This window comes from Dorea hominis, from assembly GCF_014287705.1.
Lineage (GTDB): Bacteria > Bacillota > Clostridia > Lachnospirales > Lachnospiraceae > Dorea_D > Dorea_D hominis.
Genome location: NZ_JACOOY010000016.1, coordinates 1 through 19043, shown reverse-complemented (window position 1 = coordinate 19043; position 19043 = coordinate 1). Strand labels below are relative to the sequence as shown.

General features: G+C 41.0%; 20 protein-coding genes and 1 other annotated feature. Of the genes, 16 read left to right on the top strand and 4 right to left on the bottom strand.

The window, feature by feature from the left end; all coding sequences use genetic code 11:
* Positions 1 to 68: 68 nt before the first annotated feature.
* Entirely contained in the window at positions 69 to 1184 is a 1116-nt protein-coding gene (glgD, locus tag H8S07_RS11475) for a glucose-1-phosphate adenylyltransferase subunit GlgD (protein WP_118660165.1), read from the bottom strand.
* Position 1185: 1 nt separating this feature from the next.
* Positions 1186 to 2325, bottom strand: coding sequence for a glucose-1-phosphate adenylyltransferase (locus tag H8S07_RS11470; RefSeq protein WP_186856056.1), 1140 nt, complete (start codon positions 2323 to 2325; stop codon positions 1186 to 1188).
* Between the two features lie 249 nt (positions 2326 to 2574).
* Between H8S07_RS11470 and H8S07_RS11465 the strand changes: the two genes are divergently transcribed.
* The 7 genes from H8S07_RS11465 to H8S07_RS11435 all read left to right on the top strand — a co-directional run bounded on the left by H8S07_RS11465 (position 2575) and on the right by H8S07_RS11435 (position 7089).
* Positions 2575 to 3810: a threonine/serine exporter family protein gene (locus H8S07_RS11465; protein WP_021861511.1), complete on the top strand. Its 1236-nt coding sequence runs from the start codon at positions 2575 to 2577 to the stop codon at positions 3808 to 3810.
* A gap of 152 nt (positions 3811 to 3962) precedes the next feature.
* Entirely contained in the window at positions 3963 to 4112 is a 150-nt protein-coding gene (gene rpmG, locus H8S07_RS11460; RefSeq protein WP_117537725.1) for a 50S ribosomal protein L33, read from the top strand.
* A 24-nt stretch (positions 4113 to 4136) separates the two neighbouring features.
* On the top strand, positions 4137 to 4334 hold the full coding sequence (gene secE / locus H8S07_RS11455; RefSeq protein ID WP_021861512.1) for a preprotein translocase subunit SecE: 198 nt from the start codon (positions 4137 to 4139) through the stop codon (positions 4332 to 4334).
* A 28-nt stretch (positions 4335 to 4362) separates the two neighbouring features.
* Complete coding sequence (nusG, locus tag H8S07_RS11450; protein ID WP_021861513.1) at positions 4363 to 4878, top strand: transcription termination/antitermination protein NusG; 516 nt, start codon at positions 4363 to 4365, stop codon at positions 4876 to 4878.
* A gap of 96 nt (positions 4879 to 4974) precedes the next feature.
* The gene (rplK, locus tag H8S07_RS11445) at positions 4975 to 5400 is read left to right on the top strand and encodes a 50S ribosomal protein L11 (RefSeq protein ID WP_021861514.1); all 426 of its coding nucleotides are present in this window, start codon (positions 4975 to 4977) and stop codon (positions 5398 to 5400) included.
* 44 nt (positions 5401 to 5444) lie between these two features.
* Positions 5445 to 6137: a 50S ribosomal protein L1 gene (gene rplA, locus H8S07_RS11440; RefSeq protein WP_021861515.1), complete on the top strand. Its 693-nt coding sequence runs from the start codon at positions 5445 to 5447 to the stop codon at positions 6135 to 6137.
* A 217-nt stretch (positions 6138 to 6354) separates the two neighbouring features.
* Positions 6355 to 7089, top strand: coding sequence for a DUF975 family protein (locus H8S07_RS11435; protein ID WP_186856055.1), 735 nt, complete (start codon positions 6355 to 6357; stop codon positions 7087 to 7089).
* A gap of 100 nt (positions 7090 to 7189) precedes the next feature.
* Here H8S07_RS11435 and H8S07_RS11430 read toward each other — a convergent pair whose 3' ends face one another.
* Entirely contained in the window at positions 7190 to 8143 is a 954-nt protein-coding gene (locus H8S07_RS11430) for a LysR family transcriptional regulator (RefSeq protein ID WP_021861517.1), read from the bottom strand.
* A gap of 139 nt (positions 8144 to 8282) precedes the next feature.
* Between H8S07_RS11430 and H8S07_RS11425 the strand changes: the two genes are divergently transcribed.
* From H8S07_RS11425 to H8S07_RS11385, 9 genes are all read left to right on the top strand, one after another.
* Complete coding sequence (locus tag H8S07_RS11425) at positions 8283 to 9530, top strand: aminotransferase class I/II-fold pyridoxal phosphate-dependent enzyme (protein WP_186856054.1); 1248 nt, start codon at positions 8283 to 8285, stop codon at positions 9528 to 9530.
* Between the two features lie 87 nt (positions 9531 to 9617).
* Positions 9618 to 9762, top strand: a sequence feature (ribosomal protein L10 leader region).
* Positions 9763 to 9806: 44 nt separating this feature from the next.
* Entirely contained in the window at positions 9807 to 10340 is a 534-nt protein-coding gene (rplJ, locus tag H8S07_RS11420) for a 50S ribosomal protein L10 (RefSeq protein ID WP_021861519.1), read from the top strand.
* A gap of 38 nt (positions 10341 to 10378) precedes the next feature.
* The gene (gene rplL, locus H8S07_RS11415) at positions 10379 to 10756 is read left to right on the top strand and encodes a 50S ribosomal protein L7/L12 (RefSeq protein WP_021861520.1); all 378 of its coding nucleotides are present in this window, start codon (positions 10379 to 10381) and stop codon (positions 10754 to 10756) included.
* Positions 10757 to 10959: 203 nt separating this feature from the next.
* Positions 10960 to 11985: a threonine aldolase family protein gene (locus tag H8S07_RS11410; RefSeq protein ID WP_021861521.1), complete on the top strand. Its 1026-nt coding sequence runs from the start codon at positions 10960 to 10962 to the stop codon at positions 11983 to 11985.
* A gap of 133 nt (positions 11986 to 12118) precedes the next feature.
* Positions 12119 to 13255: an ROK family transcriptional regulator gene (locus H8S07_RS11405; protein ID WP_186856053.1), complete on the top strand. Its 1137-nt coding sequence runs from the start codon at positions 12119 to 12121 to the stop codon at positions 13253 to 13255.
* A gap of 209 nt (positions 13256 to 13464) precedes the next feature.
* Positions 13465 to 14607 (top strand): substrate-binding domain-containing protein, encoded by a 1143-nt coding sequence (locus H8S07_RS11400; RefSeq protein ID WP_117537727.1) that lies wholly within the window; start codon positions 13465 to 13467, stop codon positions 14605 to 14607.
* A gap of 26 nt (positions 14608 to 14633) precedes the next feature.
* The gene (locus H8S07_RS11395) at positions 14634 to 16184 is read left to right on the top strand and encodes a sugar ABC transporter ATP-binding protein (protein WP_021861524.1); all 1551 of its coding nucleotides are present in this window, start codon (positions 14634 to 14636) and stop codon (positions 16182 to 16184) included.
* A 12-nt stretch (positions 16185 to 16196) separates the two neighbouring features.
* The gene (locus H8S07_RS11390; protein WP_021861525.1) at positions 16197 to 17351 is read left to right on the top strand and encodes a sugar ABC transporter permease; all 1155 of its coding nucleotides are present in this window, start codon (positions 16197 to 16199) and stop codon (positions 17349 to 17351) included.
* Between the two features lie 104 nt (positions 17352 to 17455).
* Positions 17456 to 17596 (top strand): hypothetical protein, encoded by a 141-nt coding sequence (locus tag H8S07_RS11385; protein WP_186856052.1) that lies wholly within the window; start codon positions 17456 to 17458, stop codon positions 17594 to 17596.
* On the opposite strand, the gene H8S07_RS11380 is transcribed toward H8S07_RS11385, so the two are convergent.
* Positions 17583 to 18713 carry an ROK family transcriptional regulator gene (locus H8S07_RS11380; protein ID WP_021861527.1) on the bottom strand — a complete coding sequence of 377 codons (1131 nt, stop codon included), beginning with the start codon at positions 18711 to 18713 and terminating at the stop codon, positions 17583 to 17585. The two genes, H8S07_RS11385 and H8S07_RS11380, sit on opposite strands and share 14 nt — an antisense overlap.
* Positions 18714 to 19043 lie beyond the last annotated feature (330 nt).

Below are 19043 nucleotides of genomic sequence, written 5' to 3'. Positions count from 1 at the left end.
GCAGGAGGTGAATGTCTCAGTTTTAGAAAAGTACATCGTAGTTTCAGTTTTTTGACACTGGTATTATGTTATAAAGTATCACCGCGTTTGATATATCCTGGATGACCCGGATCCGCAATAATCTCTGGTGTATGGATCAGTTTGGCATTGCGGTCGATGACCATATTCTCAACATGAACACCTTTGCCGATCTTGACGCCGGAAAGAACAACACAATTCTTTACGACAGCACCCTCTTCAATCTGGCAACCACGGCCCATAACAGAATGTTCAACCGTTCCCTCAATTGAGCTTCCGTTGGAAATAACAGAATTTTTTACATCTGCACTTTCAAAATAATGTGTCGGTGCGGAATCGTTTGTACGTGTATAAATTGGCCAGTCTTTACTAAAGAGGCTTCTTGCTGTCTTAAAATCAATCAGAGAGATATTTGCATTATAATAACTTCCAAAATCAGAGATTGCAGCAAAATAACCTCTGTGGGAAACACCACGAATATCAAGTTCGCCACATTCCATGTTAATGATATCTGCAAGTGTATATGAGGAAGAAGTTTTCTTCGCTTTGTGAATCAGTTCAATGAAAAGCTCTTTCTTCATTATATAAGTATCCATGGAGATATTTCGTGTCTTTGCTGTTCCACGGTTCGGCTCCATGTCCAGTACGCCTTTCTGCTTGTTCAGGTTCAGAACATTACAGTTGATGAAAGCGCTTTTGGCATTGTCAACTGTGTGATATAACATTGTAATATCAGCACCGGATTCAATGTGTGTCTCAATCAGATCAGTATAATCCTGACAGTAGATCATATAGCTTGGAGCGATTACAACATATGGGAAATCTTCTGATTCAATACATTCCATATTATCGTAAAATGCTGCAATATCATTATTATAAAGATCCTGTTCGTTGCCAGTCATAGAAAATAAAGTATGTAAACGTCCACGCTTAGAGTTAATGTTGTAATGTCTTCCTGTTCCAAGATGGTCGTTCAGAGAACGTGGCTTTCTTCTTACGTAAACCTGAATGTGGTCAATGCCGCTATTACTCATATTTGAAATAGGAAAGTCTACAACACGGTATCTTCCCAGAAAGGAAACTGCTGCGACCGGACGATAACTCTGCAATCCTTCAACGCGGACATGGTTTCCCGCAAAATTTACAATTCCAAATGCTTTTGCCATATTATTCAACCCCCTTTACGCGCTTGGACACAAGTTCAATATGTTCGCTGTCTGCGCTTCCTACAACGGCGTCTTTGCCAATCTTAACACCGTCTGCGACAAGTGCGCGGGTGATAACAGCGCCTTCTTCAATCTCTACGCCCGGCATCAGTACGCTGTCGATGACCTTTGCACCAGGGTTGACTCTTGCACCGGTGAAAAGGACAGAATTTTTCACTTCGCCGTCTACCATACAGCCCTGTGTAATAAATGCGCGGGTGATGTCGGCATCCGGTCCGATATACTGAGGAAGAGCTGTAACATCCTCGGTATAGATTTTCCATGTCGGATCGCCCAGATCCAGTTCGTTGTTGGCATCCAGAAGATCCATGTTAGCTTCCCAGAGAGAATCGATCGTTCCGACATCTTTCCAGTACCCTTTGAACTTGTATGCATAAAGATATTTGCCATCATTTAATAATGTAGGGATAATATCTTTACCAAAATCATGGCTGGAATCCGTATCCTTCATATCAGCAACCAGCATCTTACGGAGAAGTTTCCAATTAAATATGTAAATTCCCATAGAAGCCAGATTACTCTTCGGTTTTTCCGGTTTCTCCTCGAATTCTATAATCTGTCCTTCTTCGTTTGTGTTCATGATACCGAAACGGCTAGCTTCTTTCATCGGGACCTGGATAACTGCAATGGTCGCATCGGCATTGTGTGCCTTGTGCTCTTCCAGCATCTTCGCATAATTCATCTTATAAATGTGATCGCCGGAAAGAACAAGTACATATTCCGGATCGTATGTGTCGATGAAATCAATGTTCTGTGAAATCGCATCGGCAGTACCGCGGTAAACATCCAGATTGGTGTCTGCTTTCTCGCGAGGAGGCAGTACATAGACACCGCTTTCTTTTGCGTCAAGTCCCCAGCGGCGACCGGCAGCTACATAACTGTTTAGAAGAATGGATTCATACTGTGTTAAGACACCTACAACATCTATTCCACTGTTGGCACAGTTGCTGAGCGGGAAATCAACAATGCGATATTTGCCACCGTAAGATACGGCTGGTTTTGCCACTTTGTTAGTCAGCTCATGCAGTCGGGATCCTCTGCCACCAGCTAAAATCATTGCTAACATATTATTATGTTTCATAGTGAGCCCTCTCTTTCTTACTCGATAAAATAATTATACAATTTTTTGCTATCAGACGCAATTGTATTGCAATGTTTTTACTAAAATTTTTGTGAAAAAAGAGACAATATAGCGAAAATTGTTTATAGATAAAAACAATAAATGTTAATCATTGATTACTATTGTCTAATAGTTATAAATGTGCTAGATTTATACGGTAAAATCGGATTATAAAATAGAGAGATTTATTTGAGAAAGGGAGGAAATGCAATGGATTATCAGAGATTGCTACAGGGAATCCTTGATATCGGAGAAGCTATGCTGATGAGTGGGGCTGAGAACTTCCGAATAGATGACAGTTTATATAGAATATGTAAGAGTTATGGTTTTGTAAAATATGATGTATTTGTTATACCAAGCAACATTCAGATCACGGTGGAGACGCCGGATGGAGAGATCCTTACACAGATCCGTCATATCGAATCGACAGATACGAATTTTGACAGACTGGATTATCTCAATAATCTGTGCAGATATGTTTGCCAAAATAAACCGGACGACAAGGAACTTCGGGAAAAATATCTGGAAGTTATGAGAAGACCACAGCAGAAACCATATACGAAGTATTTTGCTGCCGTGATGGGCGGAACCGGATTTGCCGTGTTCTTTGGATGCAATTTTGCGGATGCAATCGTTGCAGTGATCGTATCGCTGATGATCGTTATTGTAGGCGGATGGTTAAGCAGAAGAGAAGAGAATCTGATGATTTACAACCTGATCCTGTCTTTTTTATCAGAAGTGATCATTATAGAGTCTGTCCGGATGGGGCTTGGAAGTCATCCGGAGAGGATTATGATCGGCATCGTTATGCTGCTGATCAGTGGACTTGGCACAACGAACGGTATCCGGGAGCTTTTGCAGAGAGATTTCATTTCCGGAACGATCAATATCATGAATTCGATGCTGGGAGCTGCAGGAATTGCATTCGGTACGGCGCTTGCGATGATCATGCTGAAAGGTGTATCAGCGGAAGGCTTTATTTTAAATCACAGTATACCAATCCAGCTGATATCCTGTACGATTGCCTGTATTGGATTTGCATTCTGGTTTAAGATCCGTGGGAGACAGGTGTGGTATTCCGGAGTAGGTGCTTTCTTTACCTGGGCGATTTATGCCGGAGTATATGCGATCAGACCGAGTAACTTTATTGCAACCTTACTGGGAGCCGTATTCGTAGGATTTTTTGCATTTATCATGTCGAGAGTCAACCGCGCGCCGTCAACGATCTTCCTGACTGCGTCTGTGTTCCCGCTGATTCCCGGACCGAATCTCTACTATATGATGTATGGAATCACCAGCAATGATAAAGCAATGGCAATCAGCGAGACGATGGTATTGTTTGAAACATGTCTGGCAATTGCTTTTGGATTCCTTATCGTTGATGTGGCATCCAGAACGATCATGCGGGCTATGAAGAGAGAATATCATATAGGAAAACATTCATAATAGAAGAAAAAGGCTTGCTTTTTCACCTGGTGTATGGTACACTATGATGGCGAATGGAAGTAGGTCTTTTTTTTATGCCTAAAAAAGACGAGGCAGTCTCGCAAACTGCCAGCAACACGTTAACTTAAGAAATATGAAGCGAGGTGGAAGTTGTGCGTACAAGAATCACATTGGAATGTACAGAATGCAAGCAGCGTAACTACAACATGACAAAGGATAAGAAATCTCATCCGGAGCGCATGGAAACAAAGAAATACTGCAGATTCTGTAAGTCACACACATTGCACAAGGAAACAAAATAATCGCCAAGAAGGAGTGTGAATGTCATGAGTGAAAAGACTCAGAAAAAAAGCTGGTTTAAAGGTCTTAGCAGTGAATTCAAAAAGATCGTGTGGCCAGATCAGATGACACTTGTGAAACACTCGGCAGCCGTTGTTATCACTTCGGCAATTCTGGGCGCGATTATTGCACTGATTGATTTCCTGGTACAGCATGGTATCGATATATTAGTCAATCTTGGCTAATTAAGAAACGAACAGGAAAGGTGAGATTATGTCAGAAGCAAGATGGTATGTAGTTCATACTTATTCAGGGTATGAGAACAAAGTAAAAGCCAACATTGATAAGACAGTTGAAAACAGACATCTGGAAGATCAGATCCTGGAGGTTCGTGTTCCGATGCAGGATGTAGTGGAACTCAAGAACGGAGTGCAGAAAGCAACTCAGAAGAAGATGTTTCCGGGATACGTGCTCATTCATATGATCATGAATGACGACACTTGGTATGTTGTGCGTAATACAAGAGGAGTAACGGGATTTGTCGGACCTGGATCAAAACCGGTTCCGCTTACAGACGCTGAGATGGCTCCACTTGGAATTGCACAGGACAACATTGTGGTAGATTTTGAAGAAGGAGATACCATTCAGGTTATTGCCGGAGCATGGGCTGACACTGTTGGTGTTATTCAGACGATTAACCCGCAGAAGCAGAGCCTGACGATCAATGTTGAACTGTTCGGCCGCGAAACGCCGGTAGAAATTGGTTTCGCAGAAGTTAAAAAGATGTAAGAGCACAGAGATTTATTCTGTACCCATTACGAAAGTTAGAAGAAGATGTGGGAGGGTACACGTAAGTCCCGCAATCACCACAAGGAGGTAATTGAAATGGCAAAAAAAGTACAAGGTTACATTAAATTACAGATTCCTGCTGGAAAAGCAACTCCGGCACCACCGGTTGGACCAGCTCTTGGTCAGCACGGTGTAAACATCGTTGAATTTACAAAACAGTTCAACGCTAAGACAGCAGATCAGGGAGATATGATCATCCCTGTAGTAATTACTGTTTATAATGACAGAAGCTTCAGCTTCATCACAAAGACACCACCGGCAGCAGTTCTGATTAAGAAAGCCTGCAACATCAAATCTGGATCAGGCGTTCCGAATAAGAAGAAAGTTGCTACTATTACAAAAGCACAGGTTCAGGAAATCGCTGAGCTTAAGATGCCGGACTTAAATGCTGCATCTGTTGAATCTGCTATGAGCATGATCGCAGGAACTTGCCGCAGCATGGGTGTAACAGTTGAAGAATAAGTGGGAGGGTTTTCCCGATAATACCACAAGGAGGTTTATTTAGAATGAAAAGAGGAAAGAAATACGTTGAAGCTGCAAAAGCAATCGACAGAGCAACTCTGTATGATGCTGCTGATGCAGTAGCATTAGTAAAGAAAACTGCAGTAGCAAAATTCGATGAAACAATCGAAGCTCATATCAGAACCGGATGTGACGGACGTCACGCTGACCAGCAGATTCGTGGAGCAGTTGTACTGCCACACGGAACAGGTAAAAAAGTTCGTATCTTAGTATTTGCTAAAGATGCTAAAGCTGAAGAAGCTAAAGCAGCTGGAGCTGATTATGTTGGAGGAGAAGAACTCATTCCGAAGATCCAGAACGAGAACTGGTTCGAATTTGACGTAGTAGTAGCTACACCAGATATGATGGGTGTTGTTGGTCGTCTTGGTCGTGTACTTGGACCAAAAGGACTTATGCCGAACCCGAAGGCTGGTACAGTAACTATGGACGTTACAAAAGCTGTTCAGGAAATCAAAGCCGGTAAGATTGAGTACAGACTTGATAAAACAAACATTATCCATGTGCCAGTAGGTAAAGCATCCTTTACTGAAGAACAACTTGCGGACAACTTCCAGACGCTTATCGATGCAATTAACAAAGCAAGACCAGCAGCTGTTAAAGGACAGTACTTAAAGAGTGTTGTTCTGACATCTACAATGGGACCTGGTGTTAAGGTTAACCCAATGAAACTTGCTTAATTAAAGGCAGAATAATATCATGGAGTCTTTGCAAAACGGATGAAGTGTTCATCCGCGGAGCGAAGGCTCTTTTTTGTTTTATCGTTGAAGGAAAGATTAAGAATTTATGAAGAGCCTTGTGTTTCGTGTCGAAAGATAGTAAGATGGGATTATCTTTCAAAAATATAACAGTTTGCAGCGTTTCTGCATACTGAAGATGAGAAGGAGGACGAGGGTTATGTATTTAAACACAGAATTGAAAATGAATGGAAAGAATGCTTTCCGTAGAAATTACTGGCCGTGTGTCGGAGCAACGCTTGTGGTTAGTTTACTTACAGGGGGTGGCACATCTGTAGCCAGTAATGCATCAGATGTGTCGAGCCTGGCGACGAATACATTTTCGGGTTCAACATCTGCTACAGACTACATTATGAGCATTCCAACAGGGCTTGCAGGAATGGCAGTCAGCATCTTGGGAGTAGTAGCTATCCTTGCAGTATTGTTTAGCTTATTTGTCAGTAATGTAATGGAAGTTGGTGGAAACCGCTTCTTTATCCAGAACAGAGATTCAGCGCCGACAGTCGGAACAATTTTTGACGGATTCAAGTCTGGCAATTATCTGAATATTGTAAAGACAATGTTTCTGAAAGACTTATATACTTTCCTGTGGACATTACTGCTGATCATTCCGGGGATTGTAAAGAGTTTTGAATACCTGATGGTTCCGTATATTCTTGCGGAAAATCCGGGTATGGACAGTAGAGAGGCATTTGCATTGAGTAAACAGATGATGGACGGAGAGAAAGCAAATGCATTTATGCTGGGCCTGTCCTTTATTGGTTGGGATATTTTAACTATTATAACATGTGGAATTGCAGGTGTTTTCTATGTATATCCATATGTATATGCAACGTATGCTGAATTGTACGCATATAATAAAGAAAAAGCATTCCAGCAGGGATGGATTCATTAGAACGGAATATTAAAGCTGACAGGCTTGCAAAGTCTATTATGAAGTATTTGCAAGCCTGTTTTTGTATAGTAGCTTTCTGCTACAGCAATGAAGTCGGCAATTATGCAGATGGCAGATTCTGAAGATGAGTCATGGAGAGAAATTCTTCCATGGCTCTTGTTTTATATTTGTGGTTCTTGTAGTAGAAATAAACCTGACGGTGGGCGCTGTCACCGGCTAATTTGTAATAAACGAAATGCTCAAATGCCGGGAGCTGTCTTACAAGCATATCGCTAATAAATGTGGCACCGAGCTGTGTGGATGCAGCCATGTAGGCGGTGGACTGCTGATCCAGTTCCAGAATAATATGTGGATGAAAGCCTGCTTCGCGGCACAGCCTGTCTGCACGGATTCTTGTGTCATTTCCCGGTGCAAGAGTGATAAAAGGAAGCTTTGAAAAATGTTCCAGTGGCACAGCAGGGCAGGTGCCTTTCAGATAGTCCTTGTTTTGGATTGATTCATGAGATAACTGGTATGATTCAAGCTTTTCGTTTTCGCGGAAATGACGTGGGACAGCGAGAAAAATATTTTCCATACAGTAGAGTTCACGGCTGTAAAGTGTACTGTCATAATGATAGTTGTCGATTACGAAGTCAACGGAGTTATTGCTGAGCAAAGATTCCAGAAGCGTTGTATTTCCCTCTGTGATCTGGATGTCAACGTCAGGGAATTTTTTCTTAAAATCTGTGACGATCGGTGGCAGAACATAACCGGCGAAGAGCGTGCTGGCGCCAAGCGACAGACTTCCGGTTTTCAGTGTAGTCAGATTGTTGATGTAATTTTCCACCCGCTGCTCAATCTGGAAAATCTCTTCCGCAGCTTTTATATAAACTTCACCGACTTCTGTAAGCTGCAGTGGGCTGGTGCTGCGGTCGAACAAAGGAAACCCGATTTCTTTCTCTACTTTCTTTACACGGGCGCTTAAAGAAGGCTGGCTGATATAAAGGTTCTGCGCGGCTTTTGAAAAGCTCTTTTCTCTGTAAACTTCATAAATATATTTCTTCCACGTAAACATAAAATTCTCCTTATAGTTAAAGTGATATAACATTTATATAATTATAAGTATTTGAATATAGTATACTACTGCGTTATGATAATGGCAACAAGAGAAAGATAAACAATTAATGATATAAAATATAAAGGTGGGGAATACAATGAATAAAATCTTAAGAGCAAAGAGAATGGAACATGTACACTCAGATATCAGAGGACCATTATTTATTGAAGCTATGAACATGCAGGCAAAGGGAATCGACGTGCTGAAATTGAATACCGGTAATCCGGCAACATTTGGTTTTAAACAGCCGAAGAGCATTGAAGATGCACTGGAGCATCACACAGCTGATGGGGTAGGCTATTGTGATTTCAGGGGGATGCCGCAGTCCCGTGAAGCGATTAGCTCATATCACAGATCAAAAGGAATCAAAGGCGTAACAGCTGATGATGTATTTATTGGTAATGGAGTCAGTGAGGTTGTTTCGTTTGCATTGATGCCACTTTTAAATGATGGCGATGAAGTGCTTGTACCGACACCGAGTTATTCAATTTGGGGAAATTCTGTATATCTTGCAGGAGGAAAACCGGTGTTCTATGTTTGCGATGAGAAAGCAAACTGGTATCCGGATATCGACGATATCCGTTCTAAGATCACATCCAGAACAAAAGCAATCGTTGTGATCAATCCGAATAATCCGACTGGAATGTTATATCCAAGAGAGATTCTGGAACAGATCGTTGAAGTCGCAAGAGAAGCCGGAATCATGGTATTTGCCGATGAAATCTACGACCGCCTTGTAATGGACGGACTGGAGCATACATCGATCGCATCACTTGCGGATGATGTGCCGATGGTAACGCTGAACGGACTTTCCAAATCCCACTGCTTGTGTGGATACAGATGTGGATGGATGATCATCAGCGGACCGAGAGCACTGACAGAAGATTACAAACAGGGAATCGTACAGCTTACATCTCTTCGTCTGTGCGCAAATACACTGGGACAGATTGTTATCCCGGCTGCACTTGATGATATGGAGACACCGATGTCCATGGTTCGCCCGGGTGGAAGAATCTACGAGCAGAGAGAAGCAACGATCCGTGAGCTTGAGAAGATTGACGGACTTTCATTTGTAAAGAACAACAGTGCATTCTATATCTTCCCGAAAATGGATGTAGATAAGTTCCACATTACGGATGACAAGCAGTTTGCAAGTGATCTGCTTCATGAGACAAATATTCTGCTTGTACCGGGAAGCGGATTTGATTGGCACAGACCGGATCACTTCCGTCTGGTTATGCTTCCACAGGCAGAAGTTCTCTCTGATGCGATGAAACGTATGGGAGAGTTTCTGGATGGTTATGACCAGAGAAAGTCCTTTAAAATAGAGAGAAAATCTGCGTAAAACAGATCGTGAAAACAGATTATAAAAATGGTCATAAAAAATAACGGATAAATACAAAAAAGTATTGACAAATACATGCAGGTGTGATAATCTATTCAAGGACTGCCGAAGACAGTAGGTATTCGTAAGAATGTAAGGATGAGATTCAGACGCCTACCGAGGAAAGATCGATACAAAATGTATGACTTTACAACCTCTATGTCTTAGGATGTAGAGGTTTTATTTTTTATCTATCGGCGGTGTAAAACTCAAAATCTATAAGGAGGTGCACCATTCGTGGCAAAAGTTGAATTAAAACAACCAATCGTACAGGCTATTGCAGAAGATATCAAAGATGCAGCAAGCGTTGTCTTAGTTGACTATCGTGGACTGACTGTTGCAGAGGACACTGCTCTTCGTAAACAGTTAAGAGAAGCTGGTATCGTCTACAAAGTTTGTAAAAACACAATGATGAAAAGAGCTTTTGAAGGAACTGATTTTGCAGCTTTAGATGAACACTTGGAAGGTCCAAGCGCTATCGCAATTTCTAAAGATGACGCTACAGCTCCTGCAAGAATCCTTTGCAAATTTGCAAAAGATGCAAAAGCACTTGAATTAAAAGCTGGTGTTGTTGAAGGTACAGTTTACGATGTAGCAGGACTTACAGAACTTTCCAAAGTTCCTTCAAGAGAAGAGTTACTGTCCAAGTTACTTGGAAGCTTACAGTCACCTATCACCAATCTTGCTCGTGTTCTTAATCAGATCGCAGAGCAGGGAGGCGAAGCTGCTCCGGCTGAAGAAGCAGCAGAAGAAGCTCCGACAGAGGAGTAATCAATTATAACAAATATTAAAAAATGGAGGATAATAAAATGGCAAAATTAACAACAGCTGAATTTATTGATGCAATCAAAGAGTTATCAGTATTAGAGTTAAATGATTTAGTAAAAGCATGTGAAGAAGAATTTGGTGTTTCTGCAGCAGCAGGTGTAGTAGTTGCAGCAGCAGGAGCTGACGGAGCAGGAGCAGCAGAAGAGAAAGATGAGTTCGACGTAGAATTAGTATCTGCTGGATCTTCTAAAGTTAAAGTAATCAAAGTTGTTCGTGAGATCACAGGACTTGGATTAAAAGAAGCTAAAGAATTAGTAGACGGAGCTCCGAAGGTAGTTAAAGAAGGCGCTTCTAAAGCTGAGGCTGAGGAAATCAAAGCTAAACTTGAGGGTGAAGGTGCAGAAGTTAACCTTAAATAATTTTGAGTTTTCATACACTGAGTGTAAAAAGAGTTCGCATTATGCGGACTCTTTTTTATATGAAACTTGTTTAATTAATATGTTATAAATAAGTTTGAACTTAACTTATTTGAGTAATATGATACAAACAAGTTTCTGTTGAACTTGTTTGAGGAATATGTTATAAAAGTGAAATAGCACAAAACTTAACAGGAGGTTTTCAAATGATACGTTTTAACAATGATTACAATCATGGCGCGCATAATGCGATTATTCAGGCGATTGGTGAGATCAATACAGAATCTTATGCGGGATATGGAGAAGATGAGTGGTGTCAGAAAGGAGCCGACGAGATCCGGAAATATCTTGGCGGTGCAGATGTAGATATTCATTTTATGGTTGGGGGAACACCGGCGAATATTACCGTAATGACTGCTGCCTTACGTCCTTATGAGAGTGTGATCTGTGCAGAAAACGGACATATCAATCACCATGAGGCAGGTTCTATTGAACATACCGGACATAAGATATTGTCAGTTCCTGCGAAAGAAGGAAAATTAACGGCAGAAGCAGTCAGAGAGACAGCCGCACATTATTACGATCACGGACAGGTGGAATTTCTGACTGCTCCGAAGATTGTATTTCTATCTTCGCCTTCCGAATATGGAACTATCTACAGTAAGAAAGAGCTTTTAGAGATTCGGAAAGTATGCGATCAGTACAATATGTATCTGTACGTGGACGGTGCAAGACTTGGTTACTGGCTTTCATGCAGTGCATGTGATGTGACGCTGGAAGATCTTGCACGGATCGCGGATGTATTTTACATAGGTGGAACGAAGTGCGGCGCTTTATTTGGAGAAGCGCTTGTAATTGTAAATAAAAACCTGCGCGACCATTTTCGCACTTATATGAAACAGAGTGGCGGAATCCTTGCAAAAGGCTGGCTGCTCGGTGTGCAGTTCTATACATTGTTCAAAGATGGACTTTATTTTGAACTTACAAAACATGCAGATGATCTGGCAGCAAAGCTGAAACAGGGATTTGCCGATGCTTCGATCCCGCTGTACATGGACAGCCCTACAAATCAGTTATTTGTAATTCTGACAAATGAAAAGGCAGACGAACTTGCAGAAGAGTTTACTTATGAATTTGATCATGTAGTAGATGAAGAACGTATCTGCGTGCGCTTCTGTACAAGCTGGAGCAGCACAGAAGAAGAGGTTGATAAATTAATCGCGGCTTTGTAAAGTTGCAGAAAATATGTGACATTTCAACGATACACCTGTAAAGGACGTTCTCCTAGGCTGCAATGGACAAGTTGACACGTTTTTTTGCGGAGTATATAATAAATTGCAGTCATACAACAGGGAGGATATAGTTTTGGAAAAGTTAAAACCTGTGGCAACAGAAAGAAGACGGCAGATGAGAAATGATATCTACCGCTATATTTTTTATTCCAAAGAACCGGTCAGCAAGCAACAAATTGCAAATGCACTGAATGTCAGCCGTCCAACAGTGCTCCAGAATCTTCTGGAGTTAGAAGAGGCCGGTCTGGTAGAAATGGCAGAAATCAGAGAATCCCAGGGAGGAAGACCACCGGCAGCTTATGTGGCAAAGGGGGATATTAAGATGGCGCTTGGTGTGTCGCTGTCAGCAAATCAACTCAAATTTCTGCTCTCGGATCTGAAGCAGAATGTACTGGCATATAAGGAGATAGATCTGGAGTATCAGACAGATTCAGATGTATTTGCGATTACAGAAGAACAGCTTGAAGTATTTCTCACAGAAAATCATGTAGACCGGAAACGCCTGTTGGGAGTCGGAATTACAATACCAGGAGTATTTGATGAAAATACCAAGAATCTAATACTTTCACCAACAATAAAACTAAAAGATTTTCGTATAGAAGAGATCTGTAAAAAAATTCCATATCCGCTGTTTTTTGAAAATGACGGAATTAGTGGTGGCGTCGCAGAATGGCTTTCGCGGGATGCCGAAGAGAAAAAGAAGGATTTTGTGTATTTATTCCTGGAAGAAGGAGTAGGGGGAGCTATTTTTTTAAATGGAGCCCCTTTTTACGGAGTTTCACACAGAAGTGCTGAGTTTGGACACATGAAAGTAGAATCTAATGGGAAGATCTGCAACTGCGGAAAGAGAGGATGTCTGGAAGCCTACTGCAGTGCACTGAGACTGAGCACAGAGCTGGGAATCACGATAGATAAATTCTTTGAAGATCTGGAAGATAATCCGGAATATCAGAAAATCTGGGAGGATGTTCTGGAACATCTGGCAGTCGGTATTAATAATTTAAGACTCGCATTCGACTGTGATGTTGTACTTGGCGGTTTTCTGTCATACTATTTGCAGCCATATATGGGGAAATTAAAAGAGATGGTTGCTGATCTGAGTATTTTCGGGGAAGATGCAGAATATATCAAGATAGGTCAATACCCAAGACGGGCTGTCATGATGGGTGTCGCATGGCATTTTACAAATGAATATATAGAAAATATATAAAAATGTGTCGGAGTACGAAAGGCTCCAGCATATTTTTTGATTATATAAAGTGCACAAAAAATAAAAAAGATATTGTTTGTTTTTAACAAAAAAACGAAAAGCTATTGAAAAAAAAGTAGAATACAGGTATATTCTACTTATGAAAGTTGTTTTACAAAAATAATTTCATAAGTAATTACAAAAGTAGTAAAAAGAAAGGAAGGAACGAGATGAAGGTGAAAAGAATATTGTCAGGACTGCTGGCAGTAGCAATGGTCTTCTCGCTTACCGCATGCAGCGGCATCATGGAACCAAAGAAGAATGATGGAAAGAAGACGGTTGGAATTGCGATGCCGACAAAGACACTGGAACGATGGAACCGTGATGGTGCATACCTGAAAAAGAAGTTCGAAGATGCCGGGTATAATGTAGAGCTTACTTATTCGGATAACAAGATCGATCAGCAAGTAAAGGATATAGAAAGTCTGATCGCAGATGATGTGAATCTGCTTCTGGTAGCAACGATCGACGGTGAGTCTATGACGCAAGTATTAAGAGATGCAAAGGATATGGGAATTCCTGTAATTGCATACGACCGTCTGATCCGTGAATCGGATGCAATTGATTATTATGTTTCCTTTGATAATTACAAGGTTGGACAGATGCAGGGACAATTTGTAATTGACAAATTCGGACTGGATCTGAAGGACAAATCAAAGAGTTATAACATTGAATTTACAGCAGGTGATCCGGCAGACAATAATGCGACATATTTCTTTAATGGTGCTTATGACACATTAAAACCTTACTTGGATGCAGGAATCCTGAAAGTTCCTTCTAAACAGACAAAGTTTGATCAGGTTGCAACAAAAGCCTGGGATACGGCAACTGCGATGACCAGATTCCAGAATATTTTAGGATCTAACTATTCCAAAGGAAAACAACTGGATGCAGTGGTATGTTCCAATGATGCAACAGCATTAGGAGTACTTCAGGCAATTGATTCGGACTATGCCGGAGATAATAAAGTACTGCTTACCGGGCAGGATGCGGACGAAGCCAATCTTGCAAAGATTGTAGATGGAAAACAGACGATGACTATTTACAAAACATCAGCAAATGAAGCAGAAGTAGCCATTGATGTAGGAAAAGCAATCTTAAATGGAGAAAAACCAGATGCGGATTTGATAAAAAAAGCCAACTGGGATTTTTCATGTAAGTATGATACAAAGACTTATGATAACGGTAAAAAGGTTGTTCCGTCTTACCTGCTGACTCCGGTGGTTGTCACAAAAGATAATCTTCAAAAAGAATTGATTGATACAGGATATTACAAACTGGATAAGAAGGGATATCCGAAGAATGCAAATTAACCTGATGAGACGGGAGGAAGAAAGAGATGGCTGATTATATTCTGGAAATGAAGAACATTACAAAGCTTTATCCGGGAGTAAAAGCGCTTGACAATGTAAATCTCAAAGTCGAAAGAGGAGAGATTCATGCACTGGTCGGTGAAAATGGTGCCGGAAAATCAACGCTTATGAATGTTCTTTCCGGAACGATTCCTTACGGGGAATACACCGGAGATATTGTATATAATGGAGAAGTTTGTCAGTTCCATAATATTCATGACAGTGAGGACAAAAAAATCGTAATTATCCACCAGGAACTTGCGTTGATTCCTGAAATGACAATTGCGGAGAATATGTTTCTTGGAAATGAACGGAAAAACAGATTCGGAAAAATTAACTGGAATGAAGCGTACAAACAGGCTGATGAAAATATGAAAAAAGTAGGCTTAAAAGAACAGTCTTCCATGTTGATCAAAGACATCGGAACCGGAAAACAGCAACTGGTTGAGATCGCAAAAGCACTTTCCAAAGATGTAAAACTTCTGATTCTGGATGAGCCTACAGCATCTTTAAACGAAAAAGATTCCAAGATGCTTCTGGACATGCTTTTAAAATTCAAAGAAGAGGGAATGACGGCGATCATCATTACCCACAAATTGAACGAAGTTGCTTATGTTGCTGATAAGATTACGGTAGTCCGTGATGGATCAACAATCGAAACTATGGATAATAAAGATCACAACATAGATGAAGAACGAATCATCAAGGGAATGGTCGGAAGAGAATTGTCCAACCGTTATCCGCAGCGTGAGCATAACATTAGTGATGAAGTACTTTTTGAGGCGAAAGACTGGACTGTTTATCATCCGGTTTATACAGAAAAATGTATGGTAGATCATGTGAACTTTCATGTAAACAGAGGAGAGATTGTAGGATTCTCCGGGCTTCAGGGCGCCGGAAGAACAGAACTTGCAATGTCTTTATTTGGAAAAAATTATGGAAGCCATATTTCCGGACAGGAGTTTATCCGAGGCGAAGAAGTTCATTTGAAAAATGAAAAAGATGCAATTTTACATGGACTGGCATATGCAACGGAAGACCGGAAAACAAACGGATTGATTCTAAGTGACACAATTGCACGGAATACAACAATGGCAAGAATGGAAAAAATATCTAATCGCTTTGGTGTGATCGATGTAGATAAAGAGAATAAAGTTGCCGAGGAGTATGTAAAAAGGATGCGTACAAAGACACCGGGGATTTTCCAGAAAGCCGGGAACCTGTCAGGAGGAAATCAGCAGAAAGTACTCCTGTCAAAATGGATGTTCGCAGAACCGGATGTTTTATTCCTGGATGAGCCGGGACGAGGTATTGACGTAGGAGCAAAATATGAGATTTACTGCATTATGAATGAGATGGTAAAAGAAGGCAAAGCAGTTGTTATGATTTCTTCAGAACTGCCGGAACTTCTTGGAATGTGTGATCGAATTTATATTATGAACGAAGGAAGACTGGTGGGAGAGTTAGAAGCCAGTGAAGCAACGCAGGAGCGAATCATGGATAAGATTCTTTCCTCAAATGATGAAAAGGAAAACTAAGGAGGTAACGGCATGAAACTGAAGTCAACATTAAAACAATATACCATGGTTATTGCATTGGTTATTGTATTTATATTTTTTACAGTATTGACAGGGGGTAGACTGATTCTTGCACAGAATATCTCCAACTTACTTTTGCAGAACGCATATGTAATGGTAATGGCATGTGGAATGCTTTTATGTATTTTAACAGGTGGTAACGTAGATCTGTCAGTAGGAGCAACCTTATGTCTCTCCGCTGCGCTGGCAGCAACAGCATTGCAGTCCGGCAAATCACCGGTTGTTGCGATCATAATGGCAATGGCTGCTGCACTGGTTATCGGACTGTTTCAGGGTATTTTAATTGGATATATCCATGTTCCTCCGTTTATCTGTACACTGGCAGGTATGTTCTTATACAGAGGTCTGGCACGTGCGGTACTGGATTCCAAAACATGTGGTATTACAAATGAAAAATTCCTGGATATTTTCTCTTCATACTTAAGAATGCCAGGTGAAAAACCAAGAGCATGTACTTCCTCTCTGATCGTTGCAGTAATTGTTGCAGTAGTTATTGCTGCTTGTATGCTCTTTAGTTATTATGGAAAGAAAAAACATGGCTATGAAACGAAACCATTTATTTCCATGCTAATCAAATTGATCATTATTGATGCATTAATTGTTATATATGGATGGAAACTTTCACAGTTCAAAGGAATTCCGGTCATGTTACTCTGGATTCTTGCAGTTGTCATTATCTTCGCTTTTGTTACTTCATCTACTGTATTTGGACGTTATTTCTATGCAGTTGGTGGAAATGAGAAGGCGACAAAGCTTTCAGGAATTGATCCTAGAAGAGTGTATTTCTGGGCTTACTTCCTGATGAGTGCATTGGCTGGTCTGTCTGGTCTGCTGGTAGCTGCCAGAATCGGTTCTGTAGATGGAAACATGGGAAATACATATGAGATGGATGCCATCGCATCTTGCTTCATCGGAGGAGCTTCTGCATATGGTGGCTCAGGAACTGTCGGAGGAGTTATGGTCGGTGCCGTTCTGCTGGGTGTTATCAATCAGGGAATGTCAATTTACGGACTGCCGGATCAGTGGCAGTATGTAGTAAAAGGAGTTGTACTTCTTGCTGCTGTAATTTTCGATGTAGTTTCTAATAAGAAAACAGGAAAAGCATAAAACGGAATAATAGAAAATAAAATGCCGGAGTCTTTCTCTTTCAGAATGAGAAGAGAAAGACTCCGGCATTTTATAAGGAGAAAAATTTTGATCCGCTGAAGCAGGTGTCCGACTATTACCGGATTGGCGGAAAAGATATTTATGTAATTCTGAATTGTCTGGGACTGGACGCATATCTGGGATGGAATACGAAAGAAACGGACAGTTATCTGGAAGAACTTGAGAGGGAGACTACAGATTCATAATTTCATGCAGATATTCTTTGACATAACTGATCGCGGCGCCCTCGCATCGGAGCGCTTTCTGATTCTGTCCCTGACGGATAAAACGCTGTTCCGTAGGAAAGGCAGATTTTTCAGATGCATAACGGTGCAGAGTATCGATATCTTCTTCCGTAAGATACGGAGAGAGCGTACCGCCGATCAGTACCGGATAATCAATAAACATACGCAGGTTATTAATGGCAGCCGCAAGATTCAGGAGATAGGTATTCCAACATTCCTGACAAGTGCGGTTGCCTTTTCTTAATTCTTCAAAAAATGTATGCAGATGTCCGGTCACGTCAATAAGTGGCTGTGTAGAACAGTAAGTTTCCATGCAGCCACGTCGGCCGCAGTAACATGGGCGGCCATTCGGAATCAGAGTCATATGTTCAAAGACACCGCTCTTCAGATCTGTGCCTTTAAGAGAGCTACGGTTTACAATCAGTGCACCGCTTAGATGACTGCGGATATTCAGGTAAATGAAGTCCTTCAAAGAAGGATGAGACCACAGTTCAAACTGCGCGGCAGCTTCCGCATCGTGGAAAAATTTGCACGGGTACGGAAGATGATCTGTAAATACAGAAATATGAAGTCCTGTACAATTTAAAATCTTACCGTAAGTGACAGTCGTTCCGTCTGCAGAAATCAGTCCCTGGAGTACAATGCCGACTCCAAGGATTTTTTTATGGTCAATTTTATTTCCGTTAATAAAATGTGTAATGCTGTTACAGATATTCCGGAAATAAGAATCTTCGTTGACAAAACCAATTTCATACCATGCCGTGCAGATCGTATTCCCGTACAGGTCAATTGCCGTAATTTCATAAGAGTCCTGCAGTAACTCGACACCGATGGAGATCTTAGAATCCGGGATAAATACGATCGCATTCGCTTTTCGTCCGCCGGTGGATTCGTAATAGCCGCTCTTCTCGATCAGCCCTTCTTCGGAACACTCACGGATCAGATTGATCACGGTCGGACGGCTCAGATGCAGCAATTCACATAAAACCTGTTGCTGACTGGATTCGTTTTCATAAATATGGCGGAGAAGTGCCTGCTTGTTATTCTTTTTTACATCAGATGTTGTCATTGGACTCATAATCGCACCTCATTCAAATTCGTTCTTAAAGGAAGTATATCACAAAATCAAATGGACAATGATAGTGCAAAGTGCATAAAAAATAAAAAAAATAATAGTAAATTTGTGATAATTGACAAAAATAGAAAAAAGAAATACACTTATGTAAAAGAGGTTTACAGAAGTGAATTAAAAAAGTGACGAAGAAGATTTGAATCAAGGAGGAAAAGAAATGAGCAATTTACCAGAGAAAATGAAAGCAATCGTTGCGTATGCACCTGGAGACTACAGATTTGAGATGGTGGACACACCAAGAGCCGGTGAGGGCGAGATGATCTTAAAAGTAGAAGC